We start from the raw sequence: 14,931 nt of genomic DNA, 5'->3' as shown, positions 1-14,931 counted from the left end.
AGCAACGCCTGGTTTACCGCCGCAATGTCAATCCTATACAACCATACGGCGGCCGCGCGTCGGTAAACACGCCCAGGTGTTCGCCTGCTTCCGCCACCGTGTCCCAGGTGCGATTGTTCGCCTCCAGATGGATTTCTGCAATCTCCGGAATCTCTGCCAGCATGCGTGTTCCCAGTTGATAGATCACCTGCTGGATACTGCCCGATTCGAAGCCGTGGAATACTTCATGCACCATCTTTCGCACGCGAGCTGGAATCGCGCCGCCACTGAACCCTGAGTCTACACTCGTGTAGCTCCAATCCAGGTCCAGCCACATATGCAGAGGCCGATCCAGGATGTCGGGCAACGTAGTGTACTGGTCGCGAACGAATCCATGAAAGGCGCTACCGCCCAGTCGCAATAAACGAAACCCGCCGATCCCGCTGCGCAGCTCCGCGATCCCCGCCTGGGTCAATTCCACTCGTGCCTTTGCGCGCTCCCGCCCGCTCGGAGCGAACGCAACCGAGCCATCGGCAATTCCCGTATAGGGAATCTCATTCGCAGAAACCTGGATCCCCGCCGTCTGAGGATATGTGTCAATAAACTTCTGAGCGAGAAACCGGCAATATTCCTCCAAGTCGAAGCCGTCGAAGTTCAGGGTCTCACGCTGGATGAAATTCTTCATCGAATCGGTCGCCACCAGGCCGGTATTATCGCCCGTCGTGTAGGTCGGCCAAAAGGCGTCGCCATAGACCAGCATGAGCACGCTCGCTCCGAACACCGGACACTTGCCCTGCGGGCACTTACCATCCCGATGGAGACGGTAAACGATCACATCGCCCTTGCCGTAATAATTTCGCTTGAAACCGCTGGCGAATGAGTTCACCGTGTCTCCTGATCTTGTATAACATCCGCAAGACGAAGCTGCGCAATGCGCCCGATCTGTGCCAGCGCCGTCGAGCGTTCCAATTCCATGCTTGCCTGTAAACGCTGCTCGAGCGCGCGCAAAACATCGTGCTTCGTGCTTCCCTTCACCGCATAGATAAACGGAAATCCAAATTTCTGGCGGTAGGCCGAATTCAGCGCCTGCAACCGCTCGAATTCTTCTGATGTCAGCCGGTCCAGCCCTGCCCCTGCCTGCTCGCCCGCCGACGCCGCGCTCATCTTCGGAGTCACCCGCGCGCCCAGGTCCGGGTGGGCACGAATCAGCGTCAACTGCTGCTCCAGACTTGCTCGTTCAACGGCGCGCACCATAGTCTCATGCAGTCCCGCCACCGTGGCAAACGGACGCGATGCCCACGCTCGCTCCGCAACCCACGGCGAGTGCTCGAAGATTCCGCCAAGCGCGGTGACAAATCCTTGCTGGTCGAGACCGTTCACTTCGTCGAGTGTCATGACGGGCGAGTTTCCTCAGCGCGATACACTTGCTGGCCGCGCACCCGCGTCTCCACCACACTCTCGGAACCGGCGAGCGTGAAGAGCGCGGCCAGCACTCGCTCTGAACTCTCCGCATTCTTTGTCACCGCCTCCAGCGGACTTCGCTCGGGCGGACGCAGATACACAAAATCCGCCGAACAGCCTTCGGAAAAATCCCCAGTCTCTTCGGCCAATCCCAGTGCTTCCGCACCGGCACGCGTCGCAAGGTACAGCAACTGCGCCGGCGTCAGCGTGAGCCCCTCCGGAGACAGCCGCTGCAACAAGTACGCTTGCAGCCCTTCTTTCAACATTCCGAATCCAGTGCCCCCGCCCACGTCCGTCCCGAGCGCCACCCGAACGCCCGCTGCGATGTGCCGTCGCAAGGGGAACAGCCCGCTCCCCAGCGATGCATTGCTCGAAGGGCAATGCGCGACCGAGGCTTTGTGTGCTCCCAGCCGTGCCAGCGCCTTATCTGTCGTGTGGACGTTGTGCGCCAGCATGGAACGGTCGCTGACCAGGTCAAATTTCTCATACACTGCCAGATAATCTTCTGCCCAGGGAAACAGCCTCGCGACCTCTGCGATCTCGCTTGCATTCTCGTTGATGTGGGTTTGGAAGCGAACTCCCGGATGCTCCCGCATCAGCGTCTGGCACACTTCAAGCAACGCCTCGGATGCCGACAAGGCAAATCGCGGCGTTACTGCGTACTTTACGCCGTGCCCATGATAACGCCGGATCAGGTCGCTATTTTGCTGGTAAGCCTCCTCTGGCGACACGTGCAGTTCGGGCAAAAGCATCCGGTCGGAAACCACTAACCCGCTGATAATCCGCAAACCCGACGACACCGCTACTTCGAAGAAGATCTCCATGGCCGAAGCGAAGTGCGCTCCGAAAACCAGTGCGGTTGTTGTACCGTGCGAAGCCAGCCCTCTCAGAAACTCGCCGGCCACGCACCGCGCGTGATCGCGGTCACGCATCCGTACCTCTTCCGGCAGCGCGCTTTGGTTGAGCCAATCGAGAAGCTCATGGCCGAGCGCTCCCAGCACACGGACCTGCGGATAATGAACATGGGTATCCACGAATCCGGGAAGCAGAAAGCCGCCTCGCAAATCGCGCACCTGCGCCGACGGAAAGCGCCGCCGCAACTCGTCAAACTCGCCGCAGCCAGAAACGCGCCCCGCCTCGATGGCCAGCCCGCCGTCGGAAAACACCTCGAGCCCATCAGCAGACAGAAAAGGATTACGCGGCGTGTGAAAGATCGTCGCGCGAAGAAGCTCGCTCAAAGCTGGATCGCCTCCGCTTTCCGCCGCGGCGCCGTCAACCGGCGCGGCCGCACCCGCTCAATCGCAAAGAAGATCCGTTCTGGCGTTGATGGCGTATCCATTTCGACGATTCCACCCCGTCCAAACGCAGCGATCGCCTCTCGAATCGCCTCTCGCACCGAAATGGCGAGCATCAACGGCGGCTCTCCCACGGCTTTGCTGCCGTACACGACTCCCGGCTCATCCGCGCGTTCGAGCATGCGAACGTTAAATGTTTCTGGCAGCTCCGACCATGATGGCAGTTTGTAGGTCGAAGCGCTGTTGGTCGCGAGCCGTCCCTCGGCGTCCCAAACCAGCTCCTCCAGCGTCAACCATCCGGCGCCCTGTATGAATCCGCCTTCAATTTGCCCGCGGTCAACCAGCGGCGATAACGATCGGCCTGCATCTTCCAGAATGTCTACCCGCAGAATTTTCGAGTCGCCGGTGAACCCGTCAACCTCTACCTCCGCAACCGCCGCGCCATACACGTAGTAATAAAAGGGACGCCCCTGTCCCGTTTTGGGATCATAGTGAATCTCCGGCGTGCGGTAGTAGCCTTGCGCGAACAACGGCAGCCGGCGCACATACGCCGCCTCCACTAGCTTTCGAAATGGAATGGCGCCAGCTCGGTGCTCTCCGGCGAACACCAGACCATCTTCGTAGCGCACTGCATCCTCAGCGCATTCGAGCAGTGCTTTCGCGACCGGCGCGAGGTTCGCCTGGATTTTGCGGCAGGCATCCATCACCGCCGCGCCATTCAGATCGCTGCTCGCGGAGGCCGCCGTCGCCGACGTGTTCGGCACCTTGTCGGTGCGCGTCGGCATGACGCGGATTGATCCGAGCGGCAATCCCAGCGTCTCGGCCGCCACCTGCTGGATCTTGGTATGCAGCCCCTGCCCCATCTCCGTTCCGCCGTGATTCACCTGCACGCTGCCGTCGCGATACACCAGCACCAGCGCTCCCGCCTGATTGAAAACCGTTGCCGTGAAAGAAATTCCGAACTTCACTGGCGTCATCGCGATTCCGCGCTTGCGATGCGGCTGTTCCGCGTTGAACGCCGCCACCACCTGCCGCCGCGCTGCAAAATCGCTTGTGCTCTTCAGTTCATGCCAGATCCGCGTGATCCGCGAAGCGTCCTTCACCTCTTGGCCATAGTGAGTCGTCTGCCCCTCGACATAGAAGTTCCGTTCGCGCACTACATCCGCCGGAAGATCGAGAGTGCGCGCAATGCGATCGAGGATATCCTCGATCACCACCATCCCCTGCGGGCCGCCGAATCCTCGAAAAGCCGTCTGCGATGTCTTGTGGGTCTTGCACACGTATCCTGTCAAATCGCAGGCCGCGAGAAAATAGCAGTTGTCCACATGAAACAGTGCCCGCCATAGAACAGGCTCCGATAGATCCAGACTCCATCCGCCATCGGAATACAGTGCTAGTTTCACGCCGTGCAGCTTTCCTTCTCCGTCGAAACCCACTTCAAAATCCGCGAGAAATGGATGCCGCTTGCCGGTCAGCACCATATCGAGTCGCCGCGGAAGCCATACACGCACCGGTCTCCCGGTCTTCACCGCGCCCAGCGCGGCGATCGCCGCCCAAGTGTTGGCTTGCACTTCCTTTCCGCCGAACGCCCCGCCCATGCGCAGGCATTCCACCGTCACCTGGTGCTTCGGCTTTGCGAGTACACGCGCAACAATCTCCTGCGTCTCAGCCGGATGCTGGGTCGAAGAGTGCAAAGCCACTCCGCCACTTTCATCCAGCCATGCAATCGCGCACTGCGTTTCAAGATAGAAATGTTCCTGCCCGCCAATTCGTAGCCGTCCTGCAATCCGGTGCGGGCTGTGCGCAATCGCGCTGGCTGCATCGCCCCGCTCCAGATGAAATGGCCCGGAATGAAAACTCCGCGCTGCGATCGCATCGTCAATCGTCAACACCGCGGCGAGCGGCCTGTACTCCACCGCAACGCGCTCCGCCCCCAGGCGGGCCGCCTCGAGTGTCTCCCCGAGGACCCAGGCCACCGGCTGGCTGTGATACAAAACCTCTGCCGGAAATAGCAGCTCATCGTGCCGATTCGGGCCAGTATCGCCCTCTCCCGGCACATCCACACTTGTCAGCGTCGCCGCCACGCCTTCTACCGCGAGCGCCGGCGTTGCGTTGAGGCTCACGACCTCTACGTGCGCGTGCTTCGCAAGCACCGGCCACGCGTGCAGAAGACGCGGAAAGCGATTCAGCAAATCGTCGGTGTACAACGCCTCGCCGGTTACATGACCTCGCGCGCTTTCGTGCGGCAGAGTCTGGCCCACGGTCTTCATCGCGTCACCAACTCCTGTTCCGCCCAAAACTTCTCAAGCAACGTTTGCGCCATTGCCAGGCGATATTCAGCACTCCCGCGGTGATCGCTCAACGGCTCAATTTGATCGGCAACCGCTTCCGTTGCCGCCGCAATCGCGGTTTCATCCCACTGCCGCCCTTCGAGAGCTAACTCTGCCTCTCGCACTCGAATCGGCGTCGCCGCTACTCCGCCGTACGCCACACGGGCACGCGCCACACGGCCGCGAGCGTCCAGGTCCACGGCAAACGATGCCGCTACGGTACTGATATCGTCCATACGGCGCTTGGCAACTTTGAAGAATCGAGTGAAGGATGGATACGGCTTTGGAACCACCGCTGATACGATCAGTTCGCCCGCCTCAAGAGCGGTCTCACGGTAGCCGCGAAAGAAAGAATCGAGTGGCACCAGCCGTTCGCCACTCTTCCCTGCAATCCGTATTTGCGAACCCAGCGCCAGCAACAAAGGTGCTGCGTCGCCGATCGGCGATGCCGTCGCCAGGTTGCCGCCGAGCGTTGCCCGGTTGCGGATCAGTGGCGAAGCAAACAGCGAAAACCATTCACGCACCGCCTGCGGCGCATCTTTCCAAAGCGCTTCGATTTCCGAAAGCGTCAACCCGGCGCCGATCTCAATCTCATCACCGCTTTCGCGAAAGATCCTCAATTCCGCAAGCGCTTCGATGCTCACCAGAAGCGGCCAGCGCCGGTCACGCAAGTTCGATTCAACCGCCAGGTCGGTGGCGCCAGCCACCACCCGCGCCTCCGGATGAGCAGCCAGCATGGCGAGACACTCCGACAAGGTTCCCGGCCGGACAAATCTTGCCGCGCCGAACTGAGACTCGAATGTCTCTATTGCCGACGCGGGATTTTGCAACCGTTGTGTAAAGGAATCGTTTGAGACTGGACCCAGTGCCAGGGCCGCATCGCGCATCGGGCGGTATCCCGTGCAGCGGCATAAATTACCCGTCATGGCGTGTGGATCGCACGGGCCGGTTCTCCCCGGCCGGTGATGCTCGGCGAACAGGCTCATCACGAAACCCGGCGTGCAATATCCGCACTGCGATCCGCCCAGCTCCGCCAGCGCCCGCTGGACCTCGGTCAACTCTCCGCTCTCCGCAAGCGCTTCTACCGTGTAGACCTCCTGCCCCGCCATCATGGGCAGAAAAACGAGGCAACTATTCACGGGGACGAAGCGGCTTCCGGGGGGAGCATTGCGTAGCAGCAGGACCGTACACGCACCGCACTCTCCCTCTGCGCAACCCTCTTTGGAACCGGTTAATCCCTCTTGCCGCAGCCAGGTCAGAAGTGTGGTTTGGGGATGAGCTTCCGGCACTCGGCGACACTTGCCGTTGAGGACGAACTCCATATCGGTCCCCCCGTCGTGCTCCTGGTTGAGATAGCGGCGCTGTAAGACGAGGAGCCTCCGCGATGATTGCATCATTATATGTGCGATGCGCCGGCTTCTCAAACTCTCTCAATTCCGGCTCGCTCGGACCCGACATGCTCCAATACGCTGCTCGGCAAGCTTTTTTCGCTGATTCTCGTTCATCATCGCCTGGCTGCAAAAGGGGTGTAAAATTTGATTTTGTACCTCATTGGAGGCCTGTTATGTCACCCACCGCGACTGCCCTTGAACTGAAATCATGTCCACTTTATATCGATGGAAAACCTGTCATTTCGCGAGGGGTGAAAGACATTCAGCGCAACCCTGCTACGGGCGAAGCGGTAGCCGAGATTCCACGCTGCACGCCGGAGGAGATTTCAGCCGCAGTCGCCTCCGCACACGCCGCTTTTGGATCATGGAGCAAGACGCCCGTTCTGCAGCGTTGCCGCACCCTCTTTAAATATCGCGAGCTGCTGGAAAACCACGCTGACGAGCTGATTGCATTGGTCACCGAAGAAAACGGCAAGACGCTCGACGAAGCCAAAGGCTCATTTCAGCGTGGAATCGAATGCGTTGAATTTGCTTGCGGCGCCCCCACTCTCATGATGGGCGACACGGTGGACCGGGTGGGCACAGGCGTGGATGCCTGGTCAACCCGGCATGCAATCGGTGTTTGCGTTGGCATTACGCCTTTCAATTTTCCTGTCATGGTGCCGCTCTGGATGTTTCCCATGGCCATCGCCTGCGGAAACACCTTTGTATTGAAGCCCTCCGATAAAGTGCCGCGCACCTCCGTGCGATTGGTCGAGATCGCCCACGAAGCGGGGCTTCCCGCCGGCGTCCTTAATCTGGTGCACGGAGCCAAAGATACCGTAGACCAGTTGCTCACCGATCCTCGGGTGAAAGCGGTATCGTTTGTGGGCTCAAGCGCGGTTGCCCGCTACATCTATCAGACGGCAGCCAACAACGGGAAGCGCGTGCAGGCGCTCGGAGGCGCGAAGAACCACTCGGTGGTGATGCCGGACCATGATATGAAGACAACCGTAAGCGCGATCATGGGCTCGTCTTTTGGCTGTGCCGGAGAGCGTTGCTTGGCCACGAGTGTGGTGGTTGCGGTCGCGGAGGCGGCTGATCCTCTGGTGAAGGAATTGACCAATGCGGCAGACAACCTCACCATGGGTTCAGGAGCGGAGAAGGCCACTTGTATGGGCCCGGTGATTTCGGAAGAGGCCAAGAAGCGCATCTTGAGCTATATAGATGTTGGAGAAAAAGAAGGAGCGACGCTCGCCCGTGATGGCCGCAAAGATTCGGCGGCCAAGAACAATGGATTCTTTGTTGGCCCCACGATTCTCGATCATGTTGATCCAAAATCACGCGTTGCCAAAGAAGAGATCTTTGGTCCCGTGCTCTCGGTGGTCCGTGTAAAGACCCTGAAAGATGCCCTCGAGGTCGTCAGTCAATCCGAATATGGGAATGCAGCCTCCATCTTCACGCGCTCTGGCTCAGCAGCTCGTGAGTTCACACAAAATGTGACTGCTGGAATGGTCGGAGTGAATGTCGGAGTGCCGGCACCCGTGGCGTTTTTCCCCTTCTCAGGATGGAAGAACTCGTTCTTCGGCGATCTGCACGCCTTGGGAAAAGATGCGGTGCACTTTTACACCGAGACCAAAGTTGTTACCTGCAGATGGCCGGATTAGCAGAAGACTGAGTGGCACAGCGCGGCAAGCCACAATGAAATTTATACCTTTTCACGCACTGTCATCCTGAGCCCCGTGGCGAAGGACCTCCGATGGCGATGGGAACCACCCACGGCTGAAATCGGATTTTCGCCTGGATTTTTCCCTCGCGCTTTCACACCCCGCTATAAGCCGCACGCTTCAAAAAATTCCCCGCACCGGCTCTACCCTGAAACTTATCTCCGTCAACAATCACGCGCCCGCGTGAGAGGACGACATCTGGCATGCCGGTCACCGTGATTCCTTCGAACATCGAGTAGTCCACCCGCATGTGATGGGTTTTTACACTGATTGTGTGTTGCCGCTTGGGATCGAAGATTACCAGGTCGGCATCGCTGCCGATCGCCACCGTTCCTTTTTGAGGATACAGCCCGAAGATCCTGGCCGGTGTGGTCGAGACCAGCTCGACGAAACGGTTCACGCTGAAGCGGCCTTTCGCCACGCCGCCGGAATAAATAAGGCTCATGCGGTGCTCGATGCCCGGGCCTCCATTCGGGATCTTCGTGAAGTCATCTTTGCCAAGCTCTTTCTGCTCCTTGAAGCAGAAAGGACAGTGATCGGTTGAAACCACCTGAAGGTGGTCCTGTTTGAGTCCCGTCCAGAGTTTTTCCTGGTGCCACTTCTCGCGCAGCGGTGGAGTGAAGACGTATTTCGCGCCTTCAAATCCGGGTGCGTCCATATCTTCTATAGAAAGGTATAGATACTGCGGGCAGGTCTCAGCATAAACCGGCAAGCCTCGGTCCCGCGCTTCGCGCACCTTTTCGAGCGCATCGTTGCAGCTCAAGTGCACGATATAGACAGGCGACCCGGCCATCTCCGCCAGGGCAATCGCCCGTGACGTGGCCTCGGCTTCCGCGGTGGTTGGGCGGGTGAGCGCGTGGTACTTGGGCGCGGTCTTGCCTTCGGACAGGGCCTGCTTGACGATGACATCAATGGCCCCGCCGTTCTCGGCGTGCATGCAAATCATGCCGCCGGCTTTCGAGGCGGCGCGCATCGCTTTGAAGATGGTTGCGTCGTCAAGCATGAACACTCCAGGGTAGGCCATAAACAGCTTGAAGCTGGGCACCCCGTCGCGCACCAGGTCATTCATCTCGCCGATGCGGGCGTCTGGAAGGTCGGTAATGATGCAGTGGAATGCATAGTCCGTAGTTGCTTTGGCAGAGGCCTTTTGCATCCAGGTATCGAAAGCAGTCCGCAGCGACTGGCCTTTGTACTGGATGGCAAAGTCAATCAAGGTCGTCGTCCCGCCAAATGCGGCGGCGCGGGTGCCGGTCTCGAAATCATCGGCGCTGGTAGTGCCTCCAAAGGGCATATCGAGATGAGTATGCACATCAATGCCGCCGGGCAGCACGTACCTGCCTTTTGCGTCCAGCACTTGCTTCGTGTTCTCCCGGGGCAGGCCTTCCCCAATGGCCACGATCTTTCCGCCGGAGATCGCAACATCGGCGGCATAGGTATCTGTAGCCGTTACCACAATTCCATTTACGACCAGAGTGTCAAAGCCCATCAGCCCTCCGCGACAGCGCCAAGAGTGTATTCTTAGCAGATAGAGTGATCATTCTATGCTACACTCCAAAAAATTCCACCCCTCCTGCTATTTTTGGGAAGGACGCTACAGCGCCCAGGTGACCCATGCTTAAGGAACCGGCCCCGAAGCTTCCACTCGAACAACTGGAAGCTAACTTTGCCGATATCAATCCACCACTGACGGAGGGGCAGGCCCTGGAAGAGGGTTCGCGCTGCCTCTTTTGCCAAGACGCACCCTGCATCAAGGCTTGCCCAACTGGGATTGACGTGCCCCAGTTTATTCGTCAAATCCTTACCGGTAACTTGCGCGGATCGGCCAAAACAATTCTGGGCGCAAACATTCTCGGGCAGAGTTGTGCACGGGTGTGTCCTACTTCGGTGTTATGCGAAGGCGTATGCGTTTTGAATGTGGAGGGGAAAAAGCCGGTGGAGATCGGGAAGCTGCAACGCTACGCGGTTGATCCTGTGATCGCGAATGGCACGCAGCTCTTTAAAGCCGCGGCGGCCAATGGATATAAGGTTGCGTTGATCGGCGCTGGTCCGGCAAGCCTCTCATGCGCTGCTGAGTTGAGGAAGTTGGGATACGAGGCGATCATCTTTGACGCCAATCCTCAGCCCGGCGGGCTGAACACATATGGAATCGCCGCCTATAAAATGCGGGCGGCGGAAGCCGTGAAAGAGGTTGAGATGATCCGCGCCCTGGGCGTCGAGATCAGGAACGGAATGAAGGTTGGCACAGACATTACGATTCCCGAGCTCGAACGCGATTACGATGCCATCTTTATTGGCATCGGGTTAGGCGAAACTGAAGATCTGCAGCTACCGGGTGAAGAACTCGAAGGTTCTTATGACGCGCTCTCATTCATCGAAAGCACCAAGAGCAGGCGCTTTGACCAGGTTGAAATTGCAAAGCGGGTTGCGGTCATTGGCGCGGGCAATACCGCGATTGACGTAGTCACCGCCGCCAGGCGGCTGGGCGCGGAAGAGGTCTACATGGTGTATCGCCGCAGCCCCGAAGAGATGACCGCCTTCGAATATGAATACGAACTGGCGAAACATGACGGCGTCACCTTCGTGTGGCAGGCCATGCCAATGCGAATCATCGGCTCGGGTCAAGTCGAAGCTCTGGAATGTGTTCGTACGCAGCGCTCTTCGAAGGATCCGCGAGGACGCTACAGCTATCTCCCGGCGCCCGGCAGTGAGTTCAGGCTCGAGGTCGGCATGGTCATCAAAGCCCTCGGGCAAAAGCGCAGACTCGGTTTCCTGAAACAGGTTCCCAATTTGGAACTGCATAATGGTTGCGTTGTGGTCGAGCCACAAACCATGAGTACAAAGAACCCGCGTTACTTTGCCGGCGGCGATTGCGTGAACGGGGGCGGAGAGGTTGTGGATGCAGTCGCGCACGGCAAGAAGGCTGCCTTGGGCATCCATCAGATGCTCGAGGCAACAATGGGAAGGAGGGCCCATGCCTGATCTAAGCATTAATTTTTGTGGAGTCCGTTCTCCGAATCCATTCTGGCTCGCCTCTGGTCCGCCCACCAACACCGCGTATCAGGTCATGCGTGCCTTCGAAGCGGGATGGGGCGGAGCCGTCTGGAAGACGATCGGCGAACCCATTATCAATACCGGTTCCCGTTATGGCTCGGTAGACCTTAAGAACGAGCGCATGATGGGCCTCAATAATATCGAGCTCATCAGCGACCGCCCCATCGAAGTCAACTTCCGCGAGATTGCCGAGGTCAAGAAGCGTTTTCCGCAGCATACGGTCATCGCGTCTCTGATGGTCGAATCGAAGCGCGAGACCTGGCATGACATTGTGAAACGCGCCGAAGACTCAGGCTCCGACATGCTGGAGCTGAACTTCGGCTGTCCCCATGGAATGTCGGAACGCGGCATGGGCGCCGCCGTTGGACAGGTCCCCGAGTACGCCACCATGATTACCTCGTGGGTGAAGGAAGTTGCCCGCACGCCGGTGATTGTGAAGCTGACTCCCAACGTTACCGACATCGCGCATATGGCGGTCGCGGCCAAGGCCGGCGGCGCGGACGCAGTGTCTTTGGTGAATACCTTCAACAGCCTGGTAGGGGTTGATCTCGACAGCTTCGCGCCTCGCCCCAGCGTTGCCGGTTACGGATCACATGGCGGCTATTGCGGGCCCGCGGTAAAGCCCATCGCGCTGCACATGGTGTCGTCGGTAGCCAAGCATCCCAAGGTGAACATCCCGATCTCCGGCATCGGCGGAATCTCGAACTGGCGAGATGCCGTCGAATTCATGCTGCTGGGCGCGACCTCGGTGCAGGTCTGCACGGCGGCGATGCACTACGGCTTTCGCATTGTGCGCGACATGATCGAGGGCCTGGAAAACTATCTGGAAGAGAAGGGCATGAACTCAGCCATGGAGCTGGTAGGCAAGGCGGTTCCCCGCGTCGAAGACTGGGGCAACCTCGATCTCAACTATAAGATCATCGCCAAAATTGATGCCGGAAAATGTATCGGCTGCAATCTTTGCTACATCGCATGTGAGGATGGCGCCCACCAGTGCATCCGGGTCGACGAGCGCCCGCTCGGCGATCTGCGTCATGGGGTACTACCCAAGCACGTTCCACAAGTATTGGACGACGAGTGTGTCGGCTGCAATCTCTGTGCGCTGGTCTGTCCTGTGCCGGGCTGTATCAGCATGGTGGAAGTAAATACGGGACGACCGCCGATGAGCTGGAAGCAGCTCCAGGAGGCCCGCGGCCGCAGTCCGCAATGCAGCATGGAAGAACTGCTCTCTAAAGGCAGCTCCTAGCTCCAAGTAGAGCAGCAGTCAGCCAAAGTACCCGAGCCCCCCTTGCATGCTTGGAGGTAATCCTCCAGTTATCTAAGACCCAGAGAAGATGACCCCTACCGAATTGTGCGGCCCCCACCCCCTTGCGCGCTTAGGGTGAAGTTCGTAAGCCATTCATAATCAATGGGAGATAAGAATGGTGCCAGCCCCTTACAAATAGGTCTAGAACAAGGGTTTTGTTTACTTTGCGGTAAACTTCGGCACAAGGCCCAATACACCAACCTGCTATTTGAGTTTTCAAAGAGCGGCTTTTCTAACCGCCTTGCATTCTGGAATGCCGGCTTCGAGTGGCGCTGCTTATGCCCACCCGCTCCTCAATGATGACTTACAATCGTCCAGAAGTGAAGAGTTTGATATCAGAATGATACCGTTTTCCATGAACAGGCTTCCGTGCCGGAACCTTTCGGCTTTGGTTACTATGAAGCGCCGGATTCCGGGGAGAACCCCGGAGTCCGGCGTCATAATCGTTACCTAGCGGCTCCCGCAGGTGCGCCGTTGAGCATTGCCCCGACGGCACTCAGCTGTTCAGGTGTCATGGCTGCGGATACTCGATGTTGCCAGTCCTTAGCCACGCTACTGTGAATGGCGCCCTTGGAAAACCAATAGTACGCTTTTACCTGGTCTTTCTTGATTCCAAAACCATAGTAGTTATAAGTGCCACACAGAGTTTGTGCCGGCACATAGCCTTGTTCAGCAGCTCGCTGGAAAAGAGCGTAGGCATGGGTCAGGTTCTTGGGTACACCTGCACCTTTTGCATACATCTGCCCCAGCCGAAACTCAGCCGCACGGTTATCGAGACGCTGAGCTTGTTGGAACCAGCTTTCTGCCTGTTCAAAGTCCTGAGCCACGCCGGCCCCGAACAGATACATTTCACCCAGGCTCAGCATGGCTCCCGACTCTCCTTTCTCAGCAGATTGCTTGAAGAGCTCCAATGCTTTTTCCGGATGCTTCTCGGCACCCTCCATGGCCATTACGCCCTGGAGCGTCAGGGCAAACGGTTCTTTGTTTCCTACCGACATCAGCAGTTCATGGGCCTTGGTTTCGTCTTTCTTGACATACCACCCGTGCATATACATTTGCGCCAAGAAAGTACGCCCCTTGAGGCTGCCGTGGTCGGCTGCCAACTGGATTAGTTTGTAGGCCTGCGCTTGATCAACTTCCATTCCATGGCCGTACAAGTACAAGCTCCCCAGGAGAGCCGCGCCATCGGCTGAACCGTGATCAGCAGCCTGCTTGAACCAGACTGCAGCTTGCTCGCTGTCCACTCGTCCGGAAATACCCGAGTTGAACCACTCGCCAGTGTGCAGCTGGGCCGCCGCATCTCCCTTCTGTGCTTGTTGCAGTTCCGGAGGAACCGTTTTCGTCCCCGCTTGACCTGCGTTTTGATTCACCGGTATGTCTTGCCCCGCAACTGAGAACGACACACAAACTGCAAGCGCCATTCCCCATATGATTGGCTTAACTCGATTCAGAACAACAGACATGGATTCCTCCCTTCGGTTGCAAACAGCTCACAATACGGTTCCCTTGCATCGATGCCTAGCCAGGGAGTTGCCGGCTCCCAGACTCGGTCATCGTTTGCAGCCTTTTGTTCCGCACTTGCCTGTTCAATCGCTTTGCGGATGACAGTCGCACTCTGCGCTCCATGGACACGGATACCATTGATAAACAACGTTGGTGTGCCGTGAACTCCATTTTGCTCGCCTTGCGCGATGTCGCTCATCACGGCCGGCTTTGTTTCATGTGTCTCGACGCATATTTTCACCTGATCCAGGTTGATTCGGTGATTGTTACCGAGAAAGTCCAGAGTCTGCTGCTCCAGGGTATCGTTGCTCAGTGATTCCTGGTGCTCAAAGAAGAAATCATGCAGTTGCCAGAAAGCTTTCTCATCCTGCTTATGGACACACTCTCCGATCTCTGCCGCCTGTTCCGCCCAGGGATGGAAGCGCAACGGGAAGTACTTGAAGACCAAACGCACATTGCTGCCTTCTGCCGGAAGCACCTGCTGTGAGAGGGTCGTGGCCAGGGCTTTGCAGAAGGGGCACTCGAAGTCGGAAAATTCCACAATCGTGATTGGCGCTGTCGGGGTTCCCAGAGCCGGCGAACCGCTGGCGAGCCCCTGGAAAACGATTGGCGACAAATCACGGGGTGCTTCCGCAGGCCACTCGAAACGGTTGACCACATTGGCTCGGGCTGTTCCTGGCTTTGACGAGGCCAGTACCATACCCTGTGGCGTCGTTCTGACACACTGCGGATTTGCCGGTTTCGCAACCTTCAGATCCTTCAAGCGCAGACGTGCCGAGGGAGCCGTCTTCCAGAATTGTCGCTGAGCCAGTGAAACCACCGAGCACCCAACATCGCACGGACTGACCGACATGCAACAATCGGTGTCGCAGCCACCACCACCACCACCGCCACCGCCACCGCCACCGC

11 protein-coding genes are annotated in these 14,931 nt (G+C 58.2%); 3 read left to right on the top strand and 8 right to left on the bottom strand.

Annotated features, from left to right (window positions below):
• Nucleotides 1-13 precede the first annotated feature (13 nt).
• The 5 genes from pucL to VK738_10400 are packed head-to-tail and all read right to left on the bottom strand — an operon-like array spanning nucleotide 14 to nucleotide 6,462.
• Entirely contained in the window at nucleotides 14-865 is an 852-nt protein-coding gene (gene pucL, locus VK738_10420) for a urate oxidase (protein ID HTD23059.1), read from the bottom strand.
• Nucleotides 862-1,374 (bottom strand): 2-oxo-4-hydroxy-4-carboxy-5-ureidoimidazoline decarboxylase, encoded by a 513-nt coding sequence (uraD, locus tag VK738_10415; GenBank protein HTD23058.1) that lies wholly within the window; start codon nucleotides 1,372-1,374, stop codon nucleotides 862-864. The genes pucL and uraD overlap by 4 nt, the downstream gene beginning before the upstream one ends.
• Complete coding sequence (gene guaD, locus VK738_10410; protein ID HTD23057.1) at nucleotides 1,371-2,678, bottom strand: guanine deaminase; 1,308 nt, start codon at nucleotides 2,676-2,678, stop codon at nucleotides 1,371-1,373. Before guaD ends, uraD begins: the two co-directional genes overlap by 4 nt.
• Complete coding sequence (xdhB, locus tag VK738_10405) at nucleotides 2,675-5,005, bottom strand: xanthine dehydrogenase molybdopterin binding subunit (GenBank protein ID HTD23056.1); 2,331 nt, start codon at nucleotides 5,003-5,005, stop codon at nucleotides 2,675-2,677. The genes guaD and xdhB overlap by 4 nt, the downstream gene beginning before the upstream one ends.
• The gene (locus VK738_10400; GenBank protein HTD23055.1) at nucleotides 5,002-6,462 is read right to left on the bottom strand and encodes an FAD binding domain-containing protein; all 1,461 of its coding nucleotides are present in this window, start codon (nucleotides 6,460-6,462) and stop codon (nucleotides 5,002-5,004) included. Before VK738_10400 ends, xdhB begins: the two co-directional genes overlap by 4 nt.
• A 167-nt stretch (nucleotides 6,463-6,629) precedes the next feature.
• On the opposite strand from VK738_10400, the gene VK738_10395 reads away from it, so the two are divergent.
• Nucleotides 6,630-8,102, top strand: a complete 1,473-nt coding sequence (locus VK738_10395) for a CoA-acylating methylmalonate-semialdehyde dehydrogenase (GenBank protein HTD23054.1) — start codon at nucleotides 6,630-6,632, stop codon at nucleotides 8,100-8,102.
• A gap of 154 nt (nucleotides 8,103-8,256) precedes the next feature.
• Here VK738_10395 and hydA read toward each other — a convergent pair whose 3' ends face one another.
• Nucleotides 8,257-9,648: a dihydropyrimidinase gene (hydA, locus tag VK738_10390; GenBank protein ID HTD23053.1), complete on the bottom strand. Its 1,392-nt coding sequence runs from the start codon at nucleotides 9,646-9,648 to the stop codon at nucleotides 8,257-8,259.
• Nucleotides 9,649-9,773: 125 nt separating this feature from the next.
• Between hydA and VK738_10385 the strand changes: the two genes are divergently transcribed.
• Together VK738_10385 and preA are read left to right on the top strand one after the other, a co-directional pair.
• Nucleotides 9,774-11,141, top strand: a complete 1,368-nt coding sequence (locus tag VK738_10385; protein HTD23052.1) for an NAD(P)-dependent oxidoreductase — start codon at nucleotides 9,774-9,776, stop codon at nucleotides 11,139-11,141.
• Nucleotides 11,134-12,459, top strand: coding sequence for an NAD-dependent dihydropyrimidine dehydrogenase subunit PreA (gene preA / locus VK738_10380; protein HTD23051.1), 1,326 nt, complete (start codon nucleotides 11,134-11,136; stop codon nucleotides 12,457-12,459). The genes VK738_10385 and preA overlap by 8 nt, the downstream gene beginning before the upstream one ends.
• Nucleotides 12,460-12,965: 506 nt before the next feature.
• On the opposite strand, the gene VK738_10375 is transcribed toward preA, so the two are convergent.
• A complete protein-coding gene (locus tag VK738_10375; protein ID HTD23050.1) occupies nucleotides 12,966-13,982 on the bottom strand; it encodes a tetratricopeptide repeat protein in 1,017 nt (338 codons plus the stop codon).
• Nucleotides 13,967-14,931 (bottom strand): DsbA family protein (locus VK738_10370; protein HTD23049.1); only part of this gene is annotated, 965 nt, incomplete at its 5' end. The genes VK738_10375 and VK738_10370, both read right to left, overlap by 16 nt.

The sequence above is a fragment of the Terriglobales bacterium genome, from assembly GCA_035487355.1.
Lineage (GTDB): Bacteria > Acidobacteriota > Terriglobia > Terriglobales > Acidobacteriaceae > QIAW01.
Note: the sequence above shows the minus strand (reverse complement) of the source record. Positions and strands in the feature narration are given on the sequence as shown.

Coding starts and splice junctions, on each gene's coding strand:
- xdhB (HTD23056.1), bottom strand. CDS start 5,005: ATGAAGACCGTGGGCCAGACTCTGCCGCACGAAAGCGCGCGAGGTCAT.
- hydA (HTD23053.1), bottom strand. CDS start 9,648: ATGGGCTTTGACACTCTGGTCGTAAATGGAATTGTGGTAACGGCTACA.
- VK738_10395 (HTD23054.1), top strand. CDS start 6,630: ATGTCACCCACCGCGACTGCCCTTGAACTGAAATCATGTCCACTTTAT.
- VK738_10375 (HTD23050.1), bottom strand. CDS start 13,982: ATGTCTGTTGTTCTGAATCGAGTTAAGCCAATCATATGGGGAATGGCG.
- preA (HTD23051.1), top strand. CDS start 11,134: ATGCCTGATCTAAGCATTAATTTTTGTGGAGTCCGTTCTCCGAATCCA.
- uraD (HTD23058.1), bottom strand. CDS start 1,374: ATGACACTCGACGAAGTGAACGGTCTCGACCAGCAAGGATTTGTCACC.
- VK738_10385 (HTD23052.1), top strand. CDS start 9,774: ATGCTTAAGGAACCGGCCCCGAAGCTTCCACTCGAACAACTGGAAGCT.
- VK738_10400 (HTD23055.1), bottom strand. CDS start 6,462: ATGATGCAATCATCGCGGAGGCTCCTCGTCTTACAGCGCCGCTATCTC.